The sequence below is a fragment of the Mesorhizobium sp. P160219 genome, from assembly GCF_057786095.1.
In genome coordinates, this window is the sequence record NZ_JBYNWG010000001.1 from 2,062,064 (window position 1) to 2,083,745 (window position 21,682).

Annotated in this window: 21 protein-coding genes and 4 pseudogenes; 20 read left to right on the forward strand and 5 right to left on the reverse strand. The window is 61.0% G+C overall.

The genetic code is table 11. The features are described 5' to 3' along the window. Window positions 1-455: 455 nt before the first annotated feature. Window positions 456-1,276, forward strand: a pseudogene (locus tag AC3EMP_RS09960) (IS1380 family transposase); the annotation flags it as partial. Window positions 1,277-1,444: 168 nt separating this feature from the next. After that, a pseudogene (locus AC3EMP_RS09965) lies at window positions 1,445-1,609 on the forward strand (LysR family transcriptional regulator); the annotation flags it as partial. Here AC3EMP_RS09965 and AC3EMP_RS09970 read toward each other — a convergent pair. Together AC3EMP_RS09970 and AC3EMP_RS09975 are read right to left on the reverse strand one after the other, a co-directional pair. Next, on the reverse strand, window positions 1,596-2,801 hold the full coding sequence (locus AC3EMP_RS09970; protein WP_031196279.1) for a beta-ketoacyl-[acyl-carrier-protein] synthase family protein: 1,206 nt from the start codon (window positions 2,799-2,801) through the stop codon (window positions 1,596-1,598). The pseudogene AC3EMP_RS09965 and the gene AC3EMP_RS09970 overlap by 14 nt on opposite strands. After that, window positions 2,802-3,077: an acyl carrier protein gene (locus AC3EMP_RS09975; protein ID WP_023673543.1), complete on the reverse strand. Its 276-nt coding sequence runs from the start codon at window positions 3,075-3,077 to the stop codon at window positions 2,802-2,804. It abuts the gene before it with no gap. A 573-nt stretch (window positions 3,078-3,650) separates the two neighbouring features. Between AC3EMP_RS09975 and AC3EMP_RS09980 the strand changes: the two are divergent. Together AC3EMP_RS09980 and AC3EMP_RS09985 are read left to right on the forward strand one after the other, a co-directional pair. After that, window positions 3,651-3,753: pseudogene (locus tag AC3EMP_RS09980) on the forward strand (LysR family transcriptional regulator); the annotation flags it as partial. A gap of 96 nt (window positions 3,754-3,849) precedes the next feature. Next, a pseudogene (locus tag AC3EMP_RS09985) lies at window positions 3,850-4,806 on the forward strand (IS1380 family transposase); the annotation flags it as partial. A gap of 186 nt (window positions 4,807-4,992) precedes the next feature. Here AC3EMP_RS09985 and AC3EMP_RS09990 read toward each other — a convergent pair. Both AC3EMP_RS09990 and AC3EMP_RS09995 read right to left on the reverse strand, forming a co-directional pair. Beyond that, window positions 4,993-5,157 (reverse strand): hypothetical protein, encoded by a 165-nt coding sequence (locus AC3EMP_RS09990; RefSeq protein ID WP_023685557.1) that lies wholly within the window; start codon window positions 5,155-5,157, stop codon window positions 4,993-4,995. A 55-nt stretch (window positions 5,158-5,212) separates the two neighbouring features. Then, window positions 5,213-5,602, reverse strand: coding sequence for a hypothetical protein (locus tag AC3EMP_RS09995; protein WP_023673549.1), 390 nt, complete (start codon window positions 5,600-5,602; stop codon window positions 5,213-5,215). 300 nt (window positions 5,603-5,902) lie between these two features. On the opposite strand from AC3EMP_RS09995, the gene AC3EMP_RS10000 reads away from it, so the two are divergent. The 4 genes from AC3EMP_RS10000 to queE are packed head-to-tail and all read left to right on the forward strand — an operon-like array spanning window position 5,903 to window position 7,949. Next, window positions 5,903-6,148, forward strand: a complete 246-nt coding sequence (locus tag AC3EMP_RS10000; RefSeq protein WP_352544213.1) for a hypothetical protein — start codon at window positions 5,903-5,905, stop codon at window positions 6,146-6,148. A gap of 15 nt (window positions 6,149-6,163) precedes the next feature. Continuing rightward, entirely contained in the window at window positions 6,164-6,862 is a 699-nt protein-coding gene (gene queC, locus AC3EMP_RS10005; RefSeq protein WP_352515443.1) for a 7-cyano-7-deazaguanine synthase QueC, read from the forward strand. Then, entirely contained in the window at window positions 6,862-7,218 is a 357-nt protein-coding gene (gene queD / locus AC3EMP_RS10010) for a 6-carboxytetrahydropterin synthase QueD (RefSeq protein ID WP_023673552.1), read from the forward strand. The genes queC and queD overlap by 1 nt, the downstream gene beginning before the upstream one ends. Continuing rightward, window positions 7,215-7,949, forward strand: a complete 735-nt coding sequence (gene queE / locus AC3EMP_RS10015; protein WP_023713158.1) for a 7-carboxy-7-deazaguanine synthase QueE — start codon at window positions 7,215-7,217, stop codon at window positions 7,947-7,949. Before queD ends, queE begins: the two co-directional genes overlap by 4 nt. A gap of 236 nt (window positions 7,950-8,185) precedes the next feature. Here the strand turns inward: queE and hemN are convergent, their stop codons facing one another. Beyond that, complete coding sequence (hemN, locus tag AC3EMP_RS10020) at window positions 8,186-9,535, reverse strand: oxygen-independent coproporphyrinogen III oxidase (protein ID WP_352713624.1); 1,350 nt, start codon at window positions 9,533-9,535, stop codon at window positions 8,186-8,188. Between the two features lie 152 nt (window positions 9,536-9,687). Between hemN and AC3EMP_RS10025 the strand changes: the two genes are divergently transcribed. From AC3EMP_RS10025 to ubiM, 12 genes are all read left to right on the forward strand, one after another. Beyond that, entirely contained in the window at window positions 9,688-10,434 is a 747-nt protein-coding gene (locus AC3EMP_RS10025; RefSeq protein WP_023708062.1) for a Crp/Fnr family transcriptional regulator, read from the forward strand. 553 nt (window positions 10,435-10,987) lie between these two features. Beyond that, window positions 10,988-12,598 carry a cytochrome-c oxidase, cbb3-type subunit I gene (ccoN, locus tag AC3EMP_RS10030; RefSeq protein ID WP_352713627.1) on the forward strand — a complete coding sequence of 537 codons (1,611 nt, stop codon included), beginning with the start codon at window positions 10,988-10,990 and terminating at the stop codon, window positions 12,596-12,598. Window positions 12,599-12,609: 11 nt separating this feature from the next. Continuing rightward, window positions 12,610-13,341: a cytochrome-c oxidase, cbb3-type subunit II gene (gene ccoO / locus AC3EMP_RS10035; RefSeq protein ID WP_352544210.1), complete on the forward strand. Its 732-nt coding sequence runs from the start codon at window positions 12,610-12,612 to the stop codon at window positions 13,339-13,341. An 11-nt stretch (window positions 13,342-13,352) separates the two neighbouring features. After that, window positions 13,353-13,502, forward strand: coding sequence for a CcoQ/FixQ family Cbb3-type cytochrome c oxidase assembly chaperone (locus tag AC3EMP_RS10040; RefSeq protein ID WP_023707015.1), 150 nt, complete (start codon window positions 13,353-13,355; stop codon window positions 13,500-13,502). A 2-nt stretch (window positions 13,503-13,504) separates the two neighbouring features. Beyond that, window positions 13,505-14,368: a cytochrome-c oxidase, cbb3-type subunit III gene (gene ccoP, locus AC3EMP_RS10045; RefSeq protein ID WP_023707014.1), complete on the forward strand. Its 864-nt coding sequence runs from the start codon at window positions 13,505-13,507 to the stop codon at window positions 14,366-14,368. Window positions 14,369-14,496: 128 nt separating this feature from the next. Further along, window positions 14,497-16,056, forward strand: a complete 1,560-nt coding sequence (gene ccoG / locus AC3EMP_RS10050) for a cytochrome c oxidase accessory protein CcoG (protein ID WP_352713632.1) — start codon at window positions 14,497-14,499, stop codon at window positions 16,054-16,056. Beyond that, complete coding sequence (locus tag AC3EMP_RS10055) at window positions 16,053-16,550, forward strand: FixH family protein (RefSeq protein ID WP_352539095.1); 498 nt, start codon at window positions 16,053-16,055, stop codon at window positions 16,548-16,550. The genes ccoG and AC3EMP_RS10055 overlap by 4 nt, the downstream gene beginning before the upstream one ends. Beyond that, a complete protein-coding gene (locus AC3EMP_RS10060; RefSeq protein ID WP_352713635.1) occupies window positions 16,547-18,835 on the forward strand; it encodes a cation-translocating P-type ATPase in 2,289 nt (762 codons plus the stop codon). The genes AC3EMP_RS10055 and AC3EMP_RS10060 overlap by 4 nt, the downstream gene beginning before the upstream one ends. Continuing rightward, on the forward strand, window positions 18,832-19,002 hold the full coding sequence (ccoS, locus tag AC3EMP_RS10065; protein WP_023697810.1) for a cbb3-type cytochrome oxidase assembly protein CcoS: 171 nt from the start codon (window positions 18,832-18,834) through the stop codon (window positions 19,000-19,002). Before AC3EMP_RS10060 ends, ccoS (AC3EMP_RS10065) begins: the two co-directional genes overlap by 4 nt. A 66-nt stretch (window positions 19,003-19,068) precedes the next feature. Then, window positions 19,069-19,836, forward strand: coding sequence for a CBS domain-containing protein (locus tag AC3EMP_RS10070; protein WP_352713638.1), 768 nt, complete (start codon window positions 19,069-19,071; stop codon window positions 19,834-19,836). Window positions 19,837-19,937: 101 nt separating this feature from the next. After that, complete coding sequence (ccoS, locus tag AC3EMP_RS10075; RefSeq protein ID WP_352886926.1) at window positions 19,938-20,054, forward strand: cbb3-type cytochrome oxidase assembly protein CcoS; 117 nt, start codon at window positions 19,938-19,940, stop codon at window positions 20,052-20,054. Window positions 20,055-20,470: 416 nt separating this feature from the next. Beyond that, window positions 20,471-21,652 (forward strand): 5-demethoxyubiquinol-8 5-hydroxylase UbiM, encoded by a 1,182-nt coding sequence (ubiM, locus tag AC3EMP_RS10080; RefSeq protein ID WP_352713653.1) that lies wholly within the window; start codon window positions 20,471-20,473, stop codon window positions 21,650-21,652. Window positions 21,653-21,682: the final 30 nt, after the last annotated feature.

A 21,682-nucleotide genomic window follows, 5' to 3' on the forward strand; every position in this document is an offset into this window, starting at 1 on the left:
GTAACATGGCGGGCATCCTGACGTTTCCGGTTGACTATGGGCGTTCGAACCACGAAAAGGGGCCGCTCTTCGTGAGTGGCGTGCGCCGGCAGTCTGACCCCCAAGCCCCCGCCCAGGCTGCCGGCGCGCTTCTAGAAAGATCGAAGTAGCCACTCGCTTGCGCTCTGCCCGCTGACACCTTGTGGTTCCTCCTGCGGGTCCAGCGGACCACCATGGGTGTCGCCAGTTCTGGTGGTCACGCGCCTCCATTTGCGATCTCGTGTCAGTGAGTGCACCGCAAGCACCCTCTCTGCTAGCCTGAAAAATTCATGGAGGTTGGTGGATGTGGCGCAAGTCCGTTGAAATGACGTAGGATTTGGTTGCTTAAGCCGATCCGAAATTTCCCGGAGACCACACCCGCCATGAACGATCTTGCGCTGCCGCTGAGCGGTTTGTCATCAGTCGGCGGCTAGTCCGTGGTCGCCCGTTTCGACGGCGGCATGCTGTCGTCCAACAGCGGCGTTCTGGCCTTGGCCGAGGTGGAAAAGCGGTTGCGGGTGGCCGAGCGTCTGGCGCGTTGCATCGACGATCCGTGCTGCCCGGACCAGGTCGTCCACAGCCTGGCGGACATGATCGGCTTTCGCATGAAGATGATCGGCGCCGGCTACGAGGACGGCAACGACGCCAACCGGCTGCGCCGCGATCCGGTCTTCAAGATGGCCCAGGATGCGCTGCCGTCGGGTCGGGATCTGGCGTCGCAATCGACGCTGTGCCGGCTGGAGAACCTACCCGAGGTGCGGGAGCTGGTCGCGATGGGACGGGCGATGGTCGATCTCTATTGCGCCTCGTTCCGGCAAGTGCCGAAGCGGATCGTACTCGACATTGACGACACCTTCGACGCTGTGCACGGAGGCCAACAGCTTCGCCTGTTCAATGCCCACCATACGAGTACGGCTTCCAGCCGATCGTCGTGTTCGATGGTGCGGGACGGTTCGTCAGCGCGATCCTGCGACCGGCCAAGCGGCCGAGTGGGGCTGAGATCCGCCCCCACCTGCGCCGTCTGGTGCGGGCGATCCGGATCAACTGGCCGAACATTCGAATCCTGCTCCGCGGGGATAGCCATTATTGCAACCCAGGTCATCGACTGGTGCTGCGCGTCGACTTCATCTTTGGCCTCGCGCCCACCACGACCCTGCGCAAGCATGTGGCGGATCTGGAGGCCAGCACGACAGCACGCCTGGAAGCGTCGGCCAAGAGAGGCAAGGTCCGCATGTTCAAGGAGCTCATTGACGGCGCCCGCGGCGCGGCCGGGCCGGCAGCACTCAGGCGACTATAACGGGCGCAGAGCCGACCCTGCGGCTTCCAGACATTGTCGTGTACAGCTTCAGACCCTCAAGCCGAGCCCGCATGGCCTCGCTTACCTTTTACGGGGCGGCGGTACGTCCAAGCCGGTTCAACAGTTAAGAATTTCGCAAAGACGATACCCCCGGATCCTCGAGCTTCCGCTGCCACTTCCCGCATTCGCCGAGGCGGTCAATGACCCGCCCTTCACAAGGTTATCCCGGCAAGCATCTGGATGCGAGAGATAATGTTGCCGGAAGCATCTTTCATGGCTTCTACACCTGCCTGAACGCCAGAACCGCGTTCGTGCCGCCAAAGGCGAAGGAGTTGCTCAGTGCCACGCGCACCTTGCGCTCGCGTGCCACATTGGGCGTGACGTCGAGATCGCAATCGGGGTCCAGCTCACGATAATTGGCAGTCGGCGGGACGACGCTCTCGCGGATAGCCATCACGCAGGCGATCAACTCGAGCGCGCCGGACGCGCCGAGGCAATGCGCGTGCATGGACTTGGTAGAAGAAATGGACATTGAGAAGGCGTGCTGACCGAAGACGCGCTTGATCGCCGCCGTCTCGATCTGGTCGTTGGCCTTGGTGCCGGTGCCGTGCGCGTTGAGATAGTCGACATCCTCGGCGTCCAGCCTGGCATCGGCAAGGCAGGCCCGCATTGCTGCCTCCGGCCCCTCGACAGTCGGCGCGACGATGCCGGACGCATCGGCGGAAAGGCCGACACCGGCAATTTCGGCAAGGATGGTGGCGCCCCGAGCCAAGGCATGCTCGTAGCTTTCCAGCACCGCCATGCCGGCGCCTTCACCAAGCGACAGGCCCTGGCGATCGGCCGAGAATGGCCGGCAAGTATCGGGCGAAAGCACGCGGATCGCTTCCCATGCCTTCAGCACACCCCATATGAGCGGCGCTTCGCTGCCGCCGGCAAGCATCACGTCGGCCCGGCCGAGCCTGATCTGGTCCACCGCGCAGGCAATCGCATGGTTTGCCGAGGAACAGGCGGACGTGACGCCGAAGACCGGCCCGCGCAGGCCGAGACTCATGCTGACCTGGCCGGCAGCGGCACCCGGCATCGCCTTGGGTACAGTCAAGAGAGCGGCACGCTTACCGCCCAGAAGGATGGCGCGGTAGGTTTGCTCGATCGCATCCCACCCGCAGCCGCCAACGCCCACCGCCGCACCGAAGCGATAGCTATTTCCCTCTTTGGAGGAAAGTCCGGCCTGACGCATGGCTTCGCGCGCCGCAAGCACAGCGAGCAGGCTGAAGCGGTCCATGGAGATGAGTTGCTTGCTGTCGATGTCATGCTCCGGCAGGGCCTTGATCTCGGCACCGATCCTGACCCTCAACTCATGGAACTCGGAGTTGACGATTGGGCCGATGGCGGAGCGGCCTTCTCGCATCTCTGTCCAAATGGCGGCGGCGTTGGTGCCAAGCCCGCAAATCCCGCCAATCCCAGTAATCACGACGCGCCTGTCCATTCACACCCCCGTAGGGAGCAAGCTGCGCACGGCTTCCACCATGCCCCCAACATTCTGGAGATCCGACCATGCCTCGGCCGTATTCATCTCGATCTCGATGCCGTAGGCCTGCTCCAGGTCCCAGAGAACGTCCGCCAATCCCAGTGAATCGATACCGAGCGAAGTCAGTCCCGTGGCAGCCGTTATTTCGCCGCCCGTGGCAGGCGCTATGCCGCCCTCCGACGCGGCGCGCTTCTTGATCATTGCGATTATCTCGTTGGCGAGTTGATCTGCCATCTTGTTCCTTTCCAGCTTGCGTTTTCGGCGTCGTTCAAAACCCGAGTCGCGTCGCGTTGCCAAAATTGCCCCTCATAGAGCCTGTGCGCCGACCAAGCCCAATGCCCATAGGAACCGGACGAGTTCCGGCTTCTGCGGCGTCAGCCCGATGACGAAGAAAAGTCGCCGGCCTCCCGCTTTTGCGCCAGCACATCAAGAATCTGCGTGTAATTGGATAGGAACCGTCGTCAAACGTCAGCTAAACGCTGCGACGGTGGGTGCTGTCAGCGTATTCACTCGGCACCTCATATGTAATCGAGATGTTTCATAGCTCCGGACCAGTTGCGATCAACTATGTACCGGTCGCCATTCGTCGGAGAGTTCGACATGATTTGGAGCGCTGCCTCTCATTCCCAGTACAATCTCCACCGCACGCAACAGATTTCCTCTTTCGGGCTCTTCTCAAGGGACTCGCCACGCGATAGAGGCAGTGATCGGCGCACGTGAGGTCCTGCCAGGTCCATGCGACATTCCGGAAAATTGGTAAAATCGTTTGTTTCAATCAAATTCATCCACGCTATGGATAGCTAAGACATGCGTTTCAAAGGGCTCGATCTGAAATCTTCTCGTCGTTCTCGACGCGCTGCTTAGCGAGCGCGGCCTCACGGCGGCGGCACGCAGCATCAACCTAACCAAATTCATGGGGGTTGGTGGATGTGGCGCAAGCCCGTTGAAATGACGTAGGATTTGGTTGCTTAAGCCGATCCGAAATTTCCCGGAGACCACACCCACCATGAACGATCTTGCGCTGCCGCTGAGCGGTTTGTCATCAGTCGGCGGCTAGTCCGTCGTCGCCCGTTTCGACGGCGGCATGCTGTCGTCCAACAGCGGCGTTCTGGCCTTGGCCGAGGTGGAAAAGCGGTTGCGGGTGGCCGAGCGTCTGGCGCGTTGCATCGACGATCCGCGCTGCCCGGACCAGGTCGTCCACAGCCTGGCGGACATGATCGACTTTCGCATGAAGATGATCGCCGCCGGCTACGAGGACGGCAACGACGCCAACCGGCTGCGCCGCGATCCGGTCTTCAAGATGGCCCAGGATGCGCTGCCGTCGGGTCGGGATCTGGCGTCGCAATCGACGCTGTGCCGGCTGGAGAACCTACCCGAGGTGCGGGAGCTGGTCGCGATGGGACGGGCGATGGTCGATCTCTATTGCGCCTCGTTCCGGCAAGTGCCGAAGCGGATCGTACTCGACATTGACGACACCTTCGACGCTGTGCACGGAGGCCAACAGCTTCGCCTGTTCAATGCCCACCATACGAGTACGGCTTCCAGCCGATCGTCGTGTTCGATGGTGCGGGACGGTTCGTCAGCGCGATCCTGCGACCGGCCAAGCGGCCGAGTGGGGCTGAGATCCGCCCCCACCTGCGCCGTCTGGTGCGGGCGATCCGGATCAACTGGCCGAACATTCGAATCCTGCTCCGCGGCGATAGCCATTATTGCAACCCAGGTCATCGACTGGTGCCGCGCCAACGACGTCGACTTCATCTTTGGCCTCGCGCCCACCCCGACCCTGCGCAAGCATGTCGCGGATCTGGAGGCCAGCACGACCGCGCGCTTCGAAGCGTCGGCCAAGACAGGCAAGGTCCGCAGGTTCAAGAAGTTCGTTGACGGCGCCGCTAGTTGGAGCCGCGTCGAGCGCATCATCGCGCGGGTCGAGGTCGGCGCCCACGGTGGCGATATCCGCTTCGTCCCCCGCCTGCCATCACGCCGGAGCAATCCCGGCGCCTGACGAGGCGCGTGGAAAAGCACCGCAACGGCGACCACAGCGTCGCTTCAGGCCGTCAAAAGCTTATCGCCGTGCATCAAGGCGGCTAGATGGCAACGAGGCTTATGCCGCCCGAGCATCGCAGCTAAGTATGCATGAGGGGTCGTCCCTTCAAAATACTTGATACATTTGCGCTTGCGTAGCTCCTTGCATGCGCTCGATGCCAGGAGGAGACCTCTGTTCTAAACGCTCGCATCGATGCAACGCCGTTGACACCATCATCGCGGCGACCGCTTTGCCGCGGCCGCCGCAGCCCTTTTCGAGCATGACGATCATGCCGGCGCCATCGCAGTGATGCACTTGCAAATTCAGAGATGCACTCTGCCAAATGCTAGGTGCCCAGCATATGTCCGGCATCCCGCAACGCCGCTACGAAGAGACGGGCATTGCCGTTGGCATCCATCTTGGCCTGCATCGACAGGGGCATCCTGTGCCAGCTCTCCAAGGCCGCAATGTAATGTGAGAACATACCGTTAACGATGCAATAGTGGGTAACTAGGCCGTGTCCGTCTAACGCCAGCACGCCGAATTGGCCGCCGTGATATCGGATGGCTGCGACCCGCTGGACCTGCGCGTCACCGTCGATCCGCACGTTGAAAAGCAGGCTGCCGCGGCTCCTGGTGGCTATCTCGGCGGCTTTTTCAGCGAAGCTCAACGAGAGCGAGCGGACGCTTTCGACTGCCATCTGTAAAACCATCAAGTTCAGTTCATCCACTGCCATAAGGTACCTGTGCGCAAGACATGGGTGATTGCAATCGACCACACCGCTTGTTCACAGATGTCGGCTCACGACCGGTTATTCAGGGTTCGCCGGTCATCCATCGAGGGCGCGCTCATCAAAATGATCCTGAAGTGGAATGCGCTGCATCTACGAAACGCGAGGAGCAGGCCAGCCAAAGCTGTCGCGACAATTGACCTCATAATCCATCCCGATATCTGGATTTCGGCATCGCTGAACATCCCTGGTAAGTGAGCTGTTTGCGGCAAGCCCATCTCGGCTTTCTACCCCGAAACCGTTGCAATGGCGTCGCTCGGCGCTCGGGACCGCCAGGCTCTGCTCGTCGAGAACTTTGTCCCCGAGAAGCGTTCGACTTTGAGCATTCCGCTGAAGGGTGACGTCTCGCCAGTCTGTGTCCTTGCAGCTCACCGCGAGGGCTTTTTGCGCATCGCACGCAAGCGCACGAACTGGTCTCCGTTCACTTCACAAAATGGTTTTCCTGAAGTACTGGAGCGCAGAGAAATCTCCGGTCGCAGCCTACCCGGTTAAAACAAGGACCCAACGATGAAGACTCTCGTCGTCTGCTCCGGCGGATTGGATTCCGTTACTCTTGCCCACAAGGTGGCAGCGGAGCACCAGCTTACCGGCCTGCTATCGTTCGATTACGGCCAACGGCATAGGAAGGAATTGGGCTTCGCCACCCTCTGCGCGGAGCGCCTGAGTGTCCCGCAGCGAATCATCGATATCCACGAGATCGGCGGCGGCCTTTCCGGCTCCGCGCTGACCGACAATGTGGACGTGCCCGACGGGCACTATGCCGAAGACACTATGAAGATAACGGTGGTGCCCAACCGGAACGCCATCATGTTGGCCATTGCCTTCGGCCTCGCCGCAGCGCAAGACGCTGACGCAGTGGCGACGGCCGTGCATGGTGGGGATCACGTTGTCTATCCCGATTGCCGTCCGGCCTTCATCGACGCTTTCCAGATGATGCAGGACCACGCGCTCGACGGCTACGCGCAGATTCGCCTTTATGCACCCTATGTGAACCTGACGAAGGCGGACATTGTTACGGATGGAGCCACATACGGCACGCCGTTTGCGCAGACCTGGTCCTGTTACAAGGGCGCCGAGCGTCATTGCGGGAGGTGCGGGACCTGCGTCGAGCGGCGTGAGGCGTTTCACATCGCTGGGCACCCGGACCCAACCGAGTATGAGGACTCCGACTTCTGGCTCGGAGCGCTGCGAAGGACTACCGCGTAATGTTCCGCATCACCAAGGAATTCCACTTCTCAGCCTCGCATCAGCTCACCTCATTGCCACCCGATCACCAATGCGCGCGCCTGCACGGACATAACTACATCGTCGAAGTGGAGCTTTCAGCGGATGGACTGGACGATCACGGCTTCGTGCGCGACTACCACGACTTGGCGCCATTCAAACGCTACATCGACGAGAGCTTCGACCACCGGCATCTCAACGACGTGCTGGGACACGAGCAAGTCACGGCGGAATATCTGGCCAGACATTTCTACGACTGGTGCAAGGCACGCCTGAGCGAAACCGCGGCCGTGCGGGTGAGCGAAACGCCGAAAACCTGGGCGGAATACCGGCCATGACGAATACTCATCCCGCAATCCGCGTTAGCGAGATTTTCGGGCCGACGATCCAGGGCGAGGGCGTGCTCATAGGTTTGCCGACGATCTTCGTCAGAACCGGCGGGTGTGACTATCGCTGTTCCTGGTGCGACAGCCTCCATGCTGTGGACAATCAATTCCGCCATGAATGGGAGATGATGTCCGTTGGCGCGGTGTGGAAAAATGTGCTTGCCCTTTCCGGTGGCCGCCCGCTGATGGTGTCGCTATCAGGCGGCAATCCGGCCATCCAGCCGCTCGGCGCGCTCATCGACCGGGGCCATGGTGACGGTTACCGTTTTGCGCTGGAAACCCAAGGGTCGCTTGCCAGGGACTGGTTTGCGCAGCTTGACGTGCTGATCCTCAGCCCAAAGCCGCCGTCAAGCCAAATGACGACAGATTGGGCCGCTGTCGAGGCGTGCCTCCAGGCGGCACAAGGCAAGCCCCAAGTCGTGCTCAAGCTCATTGTTTTCGACGAAAGGGACTACACCTACGCGAAAGACGCCGCTGCGCAATTTCCGCAACTTCCGATCTATCTGCAGCCCGGCAATCACACGCCGCCACACCCCACAAATGATGACGCGCCTGTCGACCTTGACGGAATATTGAAGCGCATGGAGTGGCTGGTTGACAGCGTGACCCGCGACAGATGGTTCGAGGCCCGCGTGCTACCGCAGCTGCACGTTGTGCTCTGGGGTAACAAGAGAGCCGTCTAGCCCAGGCCCTTTCCACTGGAACTGCGCCGGCAGAATTCGGGTGAACGGGTGGTTCAGGTCGAAGGGAGCTGTCGCCGACAACCATGATCCGACAGGCAGGGCTCGAGCGGACGATATCGTCGCTGCGCCAAGACGCGTCTGGTCCGCTCAGAATCTTGTCTCGATAGACGGTCGCCGATCAACAAACGTACCGCGGTCCATGATCGACTGAGAGGCATGACCATTCCTCTGAGTGCTCAGACTGCCGCCGAGTGCCTGGCCGTTCCAGCTTCGAAATATTTGTCGAACCTGGCCGCGATGCTTCGGACGAAAGGGCGACTTTCAGCCGGCACAACGAATCTGTCGCCATCAAGTTCAAGCAATGGAACCGGATCGTGGAGGGCCATGGAACTTGACTGAAGGAGGAGCCTCTGGCCGGCCTCGCCGAAGCGTTCCACCAGATCGATGGCCGAGAAGGCGAAGTCGCACATCAAACGTTCGATGATCCAGCCGCGAACGCGGTCGTCGTTGGAAAGTGCGATACCCCGAACAGCGGCCAGCCCGCCGTCATCCACCGTGCATCGATATTCGCTGGTCGAAAGCATGTTCTGCGCATAGCCCTGCCGAAACTGGCTGATGGACGATGGGCCTAACCCAATCAAGGTTTCGCAACAATCGTCGGTGTAACCCTGAAAGTTCCGGTGCAGTGTTCCGGCGCGGGCGGCAAGGGCCAGGGCATCGCCGGGTTTGGCGAAATGGTCGAGGCCGATTGCTTCGTACCCTTGGTCCACGATCGCCCGCGCCGCCAGTTGCGATTGAGCAAATCTCTCCGCGGGACCGGGCAGCCATGCCTCGTCGATCATCGTCTGGTGTTTCTTGAACCACGGCACATGGGCGTAGCCAAAAAGCGCTATCCTGTCCGGCTCCAGGGTCAGTGCCTGCGCGACCGTTGAGGAAACGCTCGCCCTGGTTTGGTGCGGCAGGCCGTAGAGCAGGTCCAGATTGACGGATTCGACGCCGCGCGAACGAACACCGTCGACTACCGCTTTGGTCTGCAAAAAGCTCTGCTCGCGGTTGATCGCCTTCTGAACCTTCGGATCGAAGTCCTGGACGCCGAGGCTCGCACGGGTCATGCCGATTTCGGCAAGCGCATCGAGGCGGGCATCGTCCATATCGTTGGGTTCGATTTCAACGCTGATCGTGGCGCCGGGAAGAAAGCCGAAGCTGTTGCGCAGGGCGGTTCCCAGCGCCACCATATCTTCGGGTTTGAGCATGGTCGGCGAACCGCCACCGAAATGGACGGCACGGACGCGACCCTTGCCTGCGACAAGACCGGCGACGGTGGCGATCTCGGCATGCAGTGAGCGGAGATAGATCGTCACCGGTTCGTAATGGCGTGTCTGCTTGGTATGGCAGGCACAGAACCAGCAAAGCTTGTCGCAGTAAGGGATGTGCAGATAGAGCGAGATCTCGTCACCACCGCCGAGCGCTTGCAGCCAGCCACGACAAACGGCAGCATCAACGCCTGGATTGAAATGCGGCGCGGTCGGGTAGCTCGTGTAGCGCGGGACTTTCTCGCCAAATCTGGCAACTAGCTTTTGTCGCATGTCGTGGTCCACCGTGTTTGCGTCGCCCGAACTGTGGATGCTTGGATGAGCCTAAGCCCTGATTTCGATCAACCTTCAGCACGGACAAACTGCCGCAAGGATTTTTCTACCGTGGATGCTATCCTGCCCGCACGGACCGGTAGAGCGATCGAATGACATTACGGCAGGATATTCACAGTTCCGGCATCCCCGTTCTTTGCCTGTCTTGCGAGGCACGGCGCCGCGGTGTCTGTGGCGCGCTAGAGCCAGACCATTTGGCTCAGCTCGCCAAGACGTCGTCGCGGCACAATATCGAGCCGGGGGTCGAACTGATCGGCGACGCCGAGGCGGTCGACTGTTATTCGAACGTGCTTTCAGGCGTGGTGAAGCTCACGAAGAGCCTGTCAGATGGACGCCAACAGATTGTCGGCCTGCAGTTCGCCCCGGATTTTCTGGGTCGGCCCTTCAAGATGAAAAGTGCGATCAATGCGGAAGCGGCAACAGCTGTCTCGCTATGCTCGTTTCCCAGAGCGGCCATCGAACGGATGATGAAGCAGTCACCCGAATTTGTGCATCGCCTGCTCAAGCAGGCGCTGAACGAACTTGACGAGGCACGCGAATGGATGGTGACTCTGGGGCGCAAGACCGCACCAGAAAAGGTGGCGAGCTTTCTCCTCATGATTGCCCGGAACATCGACTCCAATGTTGACCCGACGGCTAGCTCGACGTGCTTCGAGCTGCCGATGACGCGTGCCGACATTTCTGATTTCCTTGGAATCACAAACGAGACCGTGAGCCGTCAGCTGACCAGCCTGAGAATGGACGGCGTGATTCGGATCGAGAACAACCGCCGCGTCACCGTGGACAGCATGAGCCGGCTGGAACGGCGCTGCGGCGGCCGAGGCGCTACAGCCGTTTGAATGACGCAGAAGCTGCATGGCCCCCGTCACTTACTTCATTCGGGGCAGGGCATGCTCGCGTTGGGCTCAGAAGAAGTCGCGTAGCGACAGCCCGTTCTCCATCCGATCGTATGCGCCAGTTGCCTTTCGGCTCGTCGGCGAAGCATCCACACTTGGCCGAAGTCAATACGCCTCATCCGCAGGGGAAAATCGCCGTCTCCCCAAGCCATGAATGTCACGACGGCAGCGTAACGCTGGCGCTGGCCGTTCCAATGCATTGAACGCGGGGTTCGGTAAGGCGTCGACCTGCTTTCCAGCGTCGCAGAAGGTGCGCTCCCCCACACGCCCGCGGTCGCCTCCGCACCCGGGGCCCGACCGGGACGCCAGGCCCCATCCATAAACGGGCGGCCGGTGGTGCGCTTCCACATTCGATCGTCGCAGTCTGATCGCACCGAACTCGATGCTGCTCGAGCAAAATGGTGCGGCTCTGACATGGATCAGGGCGAGCAGGCGACGGCTGCGCAATAAGGCACCGCGGTTTGGCATCCGCCGGAATTGGAAATCGGGGTTTGCGATGAAATTCGGCAAAGAAATCGTGCTTCTAAGCCTGTTCGCATTCGCGGCTTTGGTGGCGGCTGGCACTGGGGTGGATGAACCCTTTCGCCAGCACATGTGGGTCTTGTTCTTCGCCTTGGCTGGCTTCACTGCGATCCTACTGCGTAACACTGAGTTCAAGCCTGCCGCTCCGATCGACCCGTCCGCTTACATGGACGGGCCAATCCGCTATGGCGCAATCGCCACCATGTTCTGGGGTGTCATCGGCATGCTTGTCGGCGTGGCCATCGCGCTGCAGCTTGCCTATCCCGATCTCAACATCCAGCCCTGGTTCAACTTCGGCCGCTTGCGGCCTCTGCACACCTCGGGCGTCGTCTTCGCCTTCGGCGGCAACGCGCTGCTTTGCACGTCTCTCTATGTCGTCCAACGCACATGCCGCGCTCGGCTGTTCGGTGGCGATCTCGCCTGGTTCGTGTTCTGGGGCTACCAGCTCTTCATCGTCATGGCCGCGACCGGTTATCTGCTCGGCATCACCGAGAGCCGCGAATATGCGGAACCCGAATGGTATGTCGACATCTGGCTGACCATCGTCTGGGTCGCCTACCTGATCCTGTTTCTGGGCACCATCCTGAAGCGCAAGGAACCGCACATCTACGTCGCCAACTGGTTCTACCTTTCCTTCATCGTGACCATCGCGATGCTGCATGTGATCAACAACCTCTCGATGCCGGCCTCCTTCCTCGGATCCAAGAGCTATTCCGCATTTTCCGGAGTCCAGGACGCCCTGACGCAGTGGTGGTACGGCCACAATGCGGTCGGGTTCTTCCTCACCGCCGGCTTCCTCGGCATGATGTACTATTTCGTGCCCAAGCAGGCCAACCGGCCGGTCTATTCCTACCGCCTCTCGATCGTCCATTTCTGGGCAATCATCTTCCTCTACATCTGGGCCGGGCCGCATCACCTGCACTACACCGCCCTGCCCGACTGGGCGCAGACGCTCGGCATGGTGTTCTCGATCATGCTGTGGATGCCGTCATGGGGCGGCATGATCAACGGCCTGATGACGCTGTCGGGCGCCTGGGACAAGCTGCGCACCGATCCCATCATCCGCATGATGGTGATGGCCATCGCCTTCTACGGCATGTCGACCTTCGAAGGCCCGATGATGTCGATCAAGACGGTCAACTCGCTGTCGCATTATACCGACTGGACCATTGGCCACGTCCATTCCGGCGCACTCGGCTGGGTCGGCATGATCTCGTTCGGCGCAATCTACTTCATGGTGCCGAGACTCTGGAACCGTGAACGCCTCTATTCGCTCAGGCTCGTCACCTGGCATTTCTGGCTGGCGACGCTCGGCATCGTCGTCTACGCCGCGGTGATGTGGGTGTCCGGCATCATGCAGGGCCTGATGTGGCGCGAATACGACGAACAGGGCTTCCTGGTCTACTCCTTCGCCGAAACCGTGGCAGCCATGCATCCTTACTACATCATGCGTGCCATCGGCGGCGCCATGTACCTCTCCGGCGCCCTGCTCATGGCCTGGAACATCGCCATGACCATCCTCGGCTACCGGCGCGAGCAGGATCCGATGCCGCGCTCCACCCCCGCCCTCCAGCTTGCGCGATGATGAGACAGAAAATGAGGTTGATGAACAGACACGCGGTCATCGAGAAGAACGCTACACTTCTACTCGTGGGCTCCCTCCTAGTGGTAACGGTCGGCGGCATCGTCGAGATCGCGCCGCTCTTCTATCTCGACAACACGATCGAGAAGGTGGAAGGCATGCGCCCCTACTCGCCGCTCGAACTTGCCGGGCGAAACATCTATGTCCGCGAGGGCTGCTACCTCTGCCACAGCCAGATGATCAGGCCGTTCCGTGACGAGGTCGAGCGCTACGGCCACTACAGCCTGGCGGCCGAGTCGATATACGACCACCCCTTCCAGTGGGGATCGAAGCGCACCGGACCGGATCTCGCCCGCGTTGGCGACCGGTATTCCAACCTGTGGCACGTGGATCACCTGACAGATCCACGGTCCGTGGTACCGGAATCGATCATGCCGAGCTATGCCTTCCTTAAGGACAAGCCGATCGCGGTGAAGGACTTCTCGACGCATCTGGTCGCCAACAGGCGCGTCGGCGTCCCTTATTCCGACGACATGATCGCCAACGCCAATGCCGATTTGATGGCGCAGGCTGATCCCAACGCCGACACATCCGGCCTCGAGGCCCGCTACCCCAAGGCCAAGATCGGCGACTTCGACGGCAACCCGCAGCAAGTCACCGAAATGGACGCGCTGGTTTCTTATCTCCAGATGCTGGGCACGCTGGTCGATTTCAAGAACTACGATGAGACCGCCGGCTACCGCTGAGGACAATGGCCATGACGTACAATTTCATGCGGGAAATTGCCGACAGCTGGGGCCTACTTGCCATGGCTCTTTTCTTCATCGGATCTGTTGCCTTTGCAGTTCGTCCCGGAAGCCGCAGGCAAGCCGGCGAAGCAGCTCAAATTCCTCTGAAGGAGGACTGATCATGAGCAGCGATCACATCGACGAGGTTTCCGGCATCTCAACCACCGGTCATGAGTGGGACGGCATCCGGGAGCTCAACAACCCGCTTCCGCGCTGGTGGGTCTGGACGTTCTACATCACCATAGTCTGGGCGATCGGGTACACGATCGCCTATCCGGCATGGCCTCTGCTACACACGACAACCAAGGGTGTGCTCGGCTATTCCAGTCGCAACGATGTCGGGAACGAGTTATCCAAGGCTGAAGCAGCCAAGGGCAAATATGTCGCCGCGATAGAAGCGAAAAGTGTTTCGGAGATCGCGGCGGACGACACGCTGCGCGAATTCGCCGTCGCCGCCGGCGGTGCCGCGTTCAAGCTCAATTGCGTGCAGTGCCATGGTTCCGGCGCCCAGGGCTCCAAGGGCTTCCCCAACCTTAACGACGACGACTGGCTGTGGGGCGGCAAGGCGGACCAGATTCAGCAGACGATCACCCATGGCATTCGCTTCGCCTCCGATCCGGATACGCGCCTGTCGGAAATGCCCGCCTTTGCCGACATCATCACCGCCGACCAGATCAAACAGGTCAGCGCCTACGTCGCCAGTCTGTCGGGGGCCGTCGTCAATCAAGCATTGGTCGCGCCGGGCGCAAAGGTCTTTGCCGAAAACTGCGTGGCCTGTCATGGCGACAATGCAAAAGGCAACAAGGAACTCGGCGCTCCAGATCTGACCGACGCCATCTGGCTCTACGGGTCAGGCGAAGCGGCCATCGCCGCCCAGGTAACCGCACCGAAACACGGCGTGATGCCGGCCTGGGGCGCGCGCCTCGGCGAGATCAAGGTCAAGGAACTGGCGGTCTACATCCATTCGCTTGGCGGCGGAGAATAGGAAAGCAGCCTATTCTCGTCCTCCCCCTCCCGCCAAGCGACGAGGCCCGGCGCAAGCCGGGCCTCGGCATCATCCAGAACCGATGAGTCGGCTTCCGGCGAAATCGTCGCTGGTGACTGGAGCTTCTCGTGCTCGATAACACGCAAATAGAACGGATCGAACCCACGACGTTCAACTCCGCCAAGGTGCGCCAGCCAATGTATGCCGCGCGCAGGAAGATCTTCCCGAAGCGGGCCTCGGGCAGCTTTCGCCGATTCAAATGGATCGTGATGGCGATCACGCTCGGCATCTACTATCTGACGCCGTGGCTGCGCTGGGATCGGGGCTCGTTTAGCCCGGACCAGGCCGTGCTGCTCGATGTCGCCAACCGGCGCTTCTATTTCTTCTTCATCGAGATATGGCCCCAGGAATTCTACTATGTCGCCGGCCTTCTGGTCATGGCCGGCGTCGGTCTTTTCCTGATCACATCGACTGTTGGCCGTGCCTGGTGTGGCTACACATGCCCACAGACCGTATGGGTCGATCTGTTCCTGGTCGTCGAGCGCGCGATCGAGGGCGACCGCAACGCACGCATCAAGCTCGATGCCGGTCCTTGGACCACTCGTAAGCTTGTGCTGCGGGCATCGAAACACGTCATCTGGCTGGTCATAGCCGCAGCGACTGGTGGCGCATGGATCTTCTATTTCGCCGATGCGCCGACGCTGCTCGGCGAACTCTTCACCGGCACGGCAGCGCCTGTCGCCTACATCACCGTCGCGGTCCTGACGGCGACGACCTACACGTTTGGCGGGCTGATGCGCGAACAGGTCTGCACCTATATGTGCCCATGGCCGCGCATCCAGGCAGCCATGCTCGACGAGAGCTCGCTCACCGTCACCTACAATGACTGGCGCGGCGAACCGCGCACGCGTCACGCCAAGAAGGTTCTTGCCGCAGGGCATCCCGTCGGCGATTGCGTCGACTGCAATGCCTGTGTCGCCGTCTGTCCGATGGGGATCGACATACGCGACGGTCAGCAACTCGAATGCATCACCTGCGCGCTCTGCATCGATGCCTGTGACGGCGTCATGGACAAGCTCGGCAAAGCGCGAGGACTGATCTCCTACGCGACGCTCTCCGACTACAACGCCAACATGATGCTGGCCACCGCAGGCGGCGCCAGCTCGGTCGATCCATCACTGGTCAGGACGGATGACGGCGTGTTTTCGGACAGGGTGGCGCATTTCCATATCCGCAAGATCTTTCGGCCACGAACCTATGTCTACATGGCCATGTGGTCGCTGATCGGGCTGGGCCTGCTCTTTTCGCTGCTGACGCGCGACCGGCTCGAAATCAATGTCCTGCACGACCGCAACCCGCAATTCGTGACGCTCTCGGACGGCTCGATCCGCAATGGCTATACCGTCAAGCTCTTGAACATGATCCCCGAACCGAGAACGATTATCGTCACCCTCGGGGGTTTGCCAGGCGCGGAGATGAGCATCGTTGGCGTCGATCTCCCCGCCGATCGCTCCTTTGCAGTCCAGGTCGAACCCGACCGGCTGAAGATGTTGAAGGTTTTCGTGCGCCTGCCCGCCGACCAGATTCATGGCCAGGCGCAGACCTTCACATTCCGGGTCGAAGACAAGGTCAGCTTCGAGTCCAACGAATACACCGCCACCTTCAACTCGCCGGAGATCGCCAGATGAACGCCACCACGCGAAACCCCCGCGAGTTCACCGGCAGGCACATGTTGGCCACGATCCTTGCCTTTTTCGGCGTGGTCATCGCGGTCAATGTGACGATGGCGACGCTTGCCAACACAAGCTGGACCGGCCTTGTCGTCGAAAATACCTATGTGGCGAGCCAGCAATTCAACAAGAAGGCCGAGGAAGGCCGTGCGCAGGCAGCGCTTGGCTGGACCGGCCAGTTGACCATCGCATGGGGCGAAGTCCGCTATCGCATCATCGACGCCGCGGGCAAACCGGTTTCCCTGCATGGCGTGAAGGTGCTGTTTCGCCATCCCGCTTACGAGAAAGAGGATGAGTCCGTCACGCTCGCCCTGGTCTCTGGCCAGGAGTTTGCAGCACAACACGTGCCAAGGGATGGTGTCTGGATCATCGAAATAGACGCCGATGCCGGCCTGGCAAGACCTTATCGCGACGTGCGCAGGGTCATGATTTCCCAAGGGGTGCTGAAATGAGCTGCTGCGCGCCGGGCGCTGAAATGGCGCTGGATCTGGTCAGCCCCGCTTCGGTCCTGCCGTCAAGCCAGGAGGTCAGGCTGGCGAGCCGGTCGCTGGGCGATGACCTTCATCAGACCGACCTGTCGGTACCGACGGTTCACTGCGGCGCCTGCATCCAGATGATCGAGACCGCGTTGGGAAAGCTCAATCACGTCCAGGCCGCCCGCGTCAACCTTTCAACGAAGCGGGTCTCGGTCCAGTGGCGCGGCGATGAGGTTCCACCATTGGTCGCAGTGCTCGGGCGCCTGGGCTACCAGGCACATCTGTTCGAAGCCGACACCGATGCGAAGGACAGGACGTTATCGGAGCTCATCCGCGCCGTCGCCGTTGCCGGCTTTGCGGCGGGCAACATCATGCTGCTCTCGGTATCGGTCTGGTCCGGCGCCGAAGGCGCCACGCGCGATTTGTTCCACTGGGTCTCGGCGCTCATCGCCATTCCCGCCCTCGCCTTTGCCGGCGGGATCTTCTTCAAATCGGCGTGGACTGCGCTGCGCCACGGCCGCATGAACATGGACGTGCCGATCGCCGTCGGCGTGTCGCTGGCCTACGCCATGAGCCTCTATGAGACGATCACCCATGGCGACCACGCCTATTTCGACGCGTCGGTATCGCTGCTGTTCTTCCTGTTGATCGGCCGCACGCTCGATCACGTGATGCGCGAACGCGCGCGGACCGCGGTAAAGAACCTGTCACAGTTGGCCGCGCGCGGCGCCATGGTGTTGCGCGGCGACGGCGCACGGGACTATTTGCCGGTTGGCGAAATCGAACCGGGGATGCAACTGCTCATTGCAGCCGGCGAGAGAATCCCCGTCGACAGCACGATCGTTCATGGAGCCTCGGATCTTGACTGCTCACTGGTCACTGGCGAGAGCACGCCGCGAAACGTCGCGCCAGGGGAGATTGTGCAGGCCGGTGTCCTCAACCTCACCGGTCCGCTGACGATTGAGGCGACAGCGGCCGCCAAGGATTCGTTCCTGGCGGAAATGGTTCGGTTGATGGAGGCCGCCGAAGGTGGTCGCGCCGGGTATCGCCGTATCGCCGACCGCGTGTCGGCACTCTACGCGCCCGTGGTTCATCTCACCGCCTTGGCAACCTTCCTGGGCTGGATGGCGGTGACTGGCGACTGGCACCGGGCGATGACGATCGCAATCGCTGTTCTCATCATCACATGCCCGTGCGCGCTTGGCCTCGCCGTTCCAATCGTTCAGGTGGTGGCCGCGCGGCGCCTGTTCGAAAACGGCATCATGGTCAAGGACGGCTCGGCCATGGAGCGCCTGGCAACGATCGATACAGCCGTGTTCGACAAGACCGGCACGCTCACGCTTGGCCAGCCCAGGCTCGTCAACACGTCGTCGATCGATCCCGCCATGCTGGCAATCGCTGCCGACTTGGCCGCGCATTCGCGTCATCCATATTCAAAGGCCATTGCCGGCTTTGCCGTCAGCAGCAGCCAGCACAAATTCGATGCGGTGACCGAGCACCCGGGTTTCGGGATCGAAGCCACCGCCGCCGGTATCACCTGGCGGCTGGGTCGACGCGGATGGGCTGGCTGGAAGGCTCGAACCGGCGGCGAAGGCAAACATGGCTACGGCGGAACAGTCCTGACGAAAAACGGCATGATTGTGGCATCCTTCGTTTTCGAGGATGCGCTGCGCCTCGACACCAGGGCAGCGATCGATCAACTGCGCAACGCTGGTATGTGCGTGGAAATGCTGTCGGGCGATACCGCCAAAGGCTGCGCCGAGGTTGCGGACGTGCTTGGTGTCGATGACTTCGTTCCCTGCCTGCTACCGTCCGGCAAGGTTGAACGCATCGAGAGCCTGGCGAGAGACGGGCACAAGGTTCTGATGGTTGGCGACGGGCTCAACGACACGCCGGCGCTGAGCGCCGCGCATGTCTCGATCGCACCCGCCACCGCCGCCGACATTGGCCGCAATGCAGCCGACTTCGTTTTTCTGCGCGAAAGCCTCTTGGCGATCCCGCTGGCGCTGGACGTGTCGCGCAAGGCGGGAAGCCTGATCCGACAGAACATAACAATTGCTATCGTTTACAATGCTGTGGCCGTGCCGATCGCCATTCTGGGTCATGTTACGCCTCTGATCGCGGCGGTCGCGATGTCTGCCTCGTCATTGCTTGTGATTGGAAATGCGATGCGTCTGCAAGGCTTCCCAACGGGTGCGTCGTCCGAAACTGCGCGGCAGGACAGGCCCGCGCGGGCCGGCGCCTTGGCCCGATCCTCATGACGACGCTCGCCTATCTCATTCCGGTGGCGCTGTTCCTTGGCGCACTCGGCCTGTCCGGCTTCCTGTGGGCATTGAGAAGCGGCCAGTACGACGATCTCGATGGCGCGGCGGAGCGCATTCTTATCGACCGCGACGACGGCGCGGAGAATCCTCCTCGTTCCAAGTGACTTAGATCAAAGCGCCGCGCGTCGGGATGCCCCATCGTCGTCCGACGTAAGATCAGGAGGGTGAGGATGCAAGCCGAAGCCATCATGACGAAGCCAGTCATCACGACGGATGCGAACGCGACGATCGCCGAAGCGGCCGAGCTCATGCTTTCAAACAAGGTCAGCTGCCTCCCGGTAACGGACAGCGACGGTGCCCTGGTTGGCATTGTAAGCAAAAGCGACTTCTTGCGCCGAGAGGAACTTGGGACCCAGCGTGTGCGTCCGCGCTGGCTGGAGTTTGATCTTGGCCCGGGCACAGTCGCCGAAGACTATGTGCGCTCGAACGGACGGATCATCCATCAGGTGATGACCACACCCGTCATCTCGGCGCCTCCTGGCGCCTCGATTGCAGATATTGTCGACTTGATGATGCAACACCGCATCAACAATGTGCCGATTGTCGATCAGGAAAGGGTCGTCGGCATCATCACGCGAACTGATTTGCTGCCTGTCCTGATCCGCGCAATGCCGAAAGAGGGCACTACGCCACCCGATGACGACCTGATCCGCAACGCGATACTTGCCGAACTGCAGTCACAAACCTGGAGCGGTGGTGACGCGATCGATGTGAGGGTCAGCGACGGCCTTGTCGAACTGAAGGGGGCGATTGTCGACGAGCGTCAGCGGAAGGCAGCGATCGTTGCGGCTGAGAAGGTTGCCGGCGTCGGGCAAGTCAAGGACGGCCTCCTCCTCAGTACGGATCCGTTCGGTGACGGTTTCATAGCTGCGGAAAAAGCGGGGACGCGGAGCAGAGTCCCTTTGGTTCTGCTCCCTTCCCACATCACTTGGACATGAGGCCGTCGGCGAGTTGCTTCGGCGTATAGCGCCCGTCATGGTTGGCGAGCACGCTGTCGGCAGCGAAGACGCCCGTCCTGAGGGAATGCGATGGCCGCTGCCTGTTTTGGTGGGGCTTGGACCGGGGCTTCCTGTGGATCTTGACGAGCGGCCAATACGAAGATCTCGACGGCTCCGCCCAGCGGATCCTTATCGATCGGGAAGAGCCGCGAGGCTGAACCGGTCGGCGGCGTCAACGACTGTGCGGATGCTGGTCGTCATCGACCGAATCTTTAGCTGGATTGCCTCGTCATGATGATATCGGCGCGCGTGCGAAGAACGGATCAGCCACAACACGTTGCCGAACCTTTGGGTAGGAGGGGCACGCGATTGGGAAGCCGACCATTCAGAATGCCTAGACATGCAAACGTTTTCGCGGCAATCGACCACTCGACCGTGAACCCGCCGTTGCCGGGTTTGTCGAGCCTGGTTGATCCAGATCAGCGTTATCTCTTAGTCGGCGTGGTTTCATTGACCATGCTTCCAACGGAGAACGCATGTCTATCGACGCTGGGGAGATGAGCGGCAAACCGTGGGTGATTGCGATGCTTCAAGAGCGCTTCGTATCGCAGATAGCCGCTATGGCGGCACGCTGATGGCCGGCTCTGTCGACACATTCGACATCATTGTTGTCGGAGCTGGCCCGGTCGGACTTGCCTTCGCAGCATCGCTCGCCCGGAGCCGACTCAAGGTGGCAGTGGTTGAACGGCAGTCGCTCGACAGCCTGGCGAATCCGGCTTTCGACGGTCGCGAGATCGCGCTGACCCACGCATCAGTGAGAATCCTTCGCGAGCTCGGCGCCTGGGATGACATCCCCGCATCGGACAAATCACCGCTTCATGGCGCGCGCGTGCTCAACGGGTCGAGCCCTTTCGCCCTGTGCTTCGATACTCCCAGCGGATCTGGGGAACCACTCGGATTTCTGGTCCCAAATTGTCGGATCCGCGATGCCCTGTTCAAAATTGTCTACTTCCAGGATCATGCCCGGCTGCTGTGCGGCAACTCGGTCGTCAATGCAACAACCAGCGACGACGAGGCGGTCATAGCGCTTTCTGATGGCAGGCAATTGGCCGCTCGGCTGCTCGTCGCAGCGGATTCGCGTTTGTCCGCGATGCGCGACCTGCTCGGCATTGGCGCCAACATCCATCCGCTTGGCCACTCCATGCTGATTTGCCGAGTGAGGCACGAGCGCTTCCATCACCAGATCGCGGTCGAATGGTTCGACCACCATCAGACCATAGCGATGTTGCCGCTCATGGAAGGCGTGTCGTCGCTGCTTCTGACTTTGCGCTCAATCGAGGCCGATAGACTGTCTGTTCTCGATGACGAATTGTTCCTCATGGAATTGATGAACCGGTGTCGAGGACGCCTCGGGCAGATGACCCTGGCAAGCACCCGCCATGCCTATCCGCTGGTCACGACCTGGGCGCACAAGTTCTCGGCACCGAGTGCGGCACTGATAGGAGACGCTGCCATCGGCATGCACCCCGTGACCGCGCATGGCTTCAACATAGGCCTAAGCGGCCAGAAGCAACTCGCTCATAAAATACTGACAGCATGTCGCGCCCGCCGCGACATTGCCGATCCCGACATGCTCGGCAGATACGAAAACCGGCTGCGGCTGTCGGCGGCGCCGCTCTATCATGCCACCAACATGCTTGTCGGTCTTTACTCAAGCGAGCACCCGGCGGCACGGCTTGCAAGACATGCTGGGCTCCGCTTTGCCCAACATCTTCCCTTTGTCCGCCATGGCATTTCGGCCATGCTCAGGCGGTGAATCGCACAGAGCGCTACCGCTCTGGAGCGC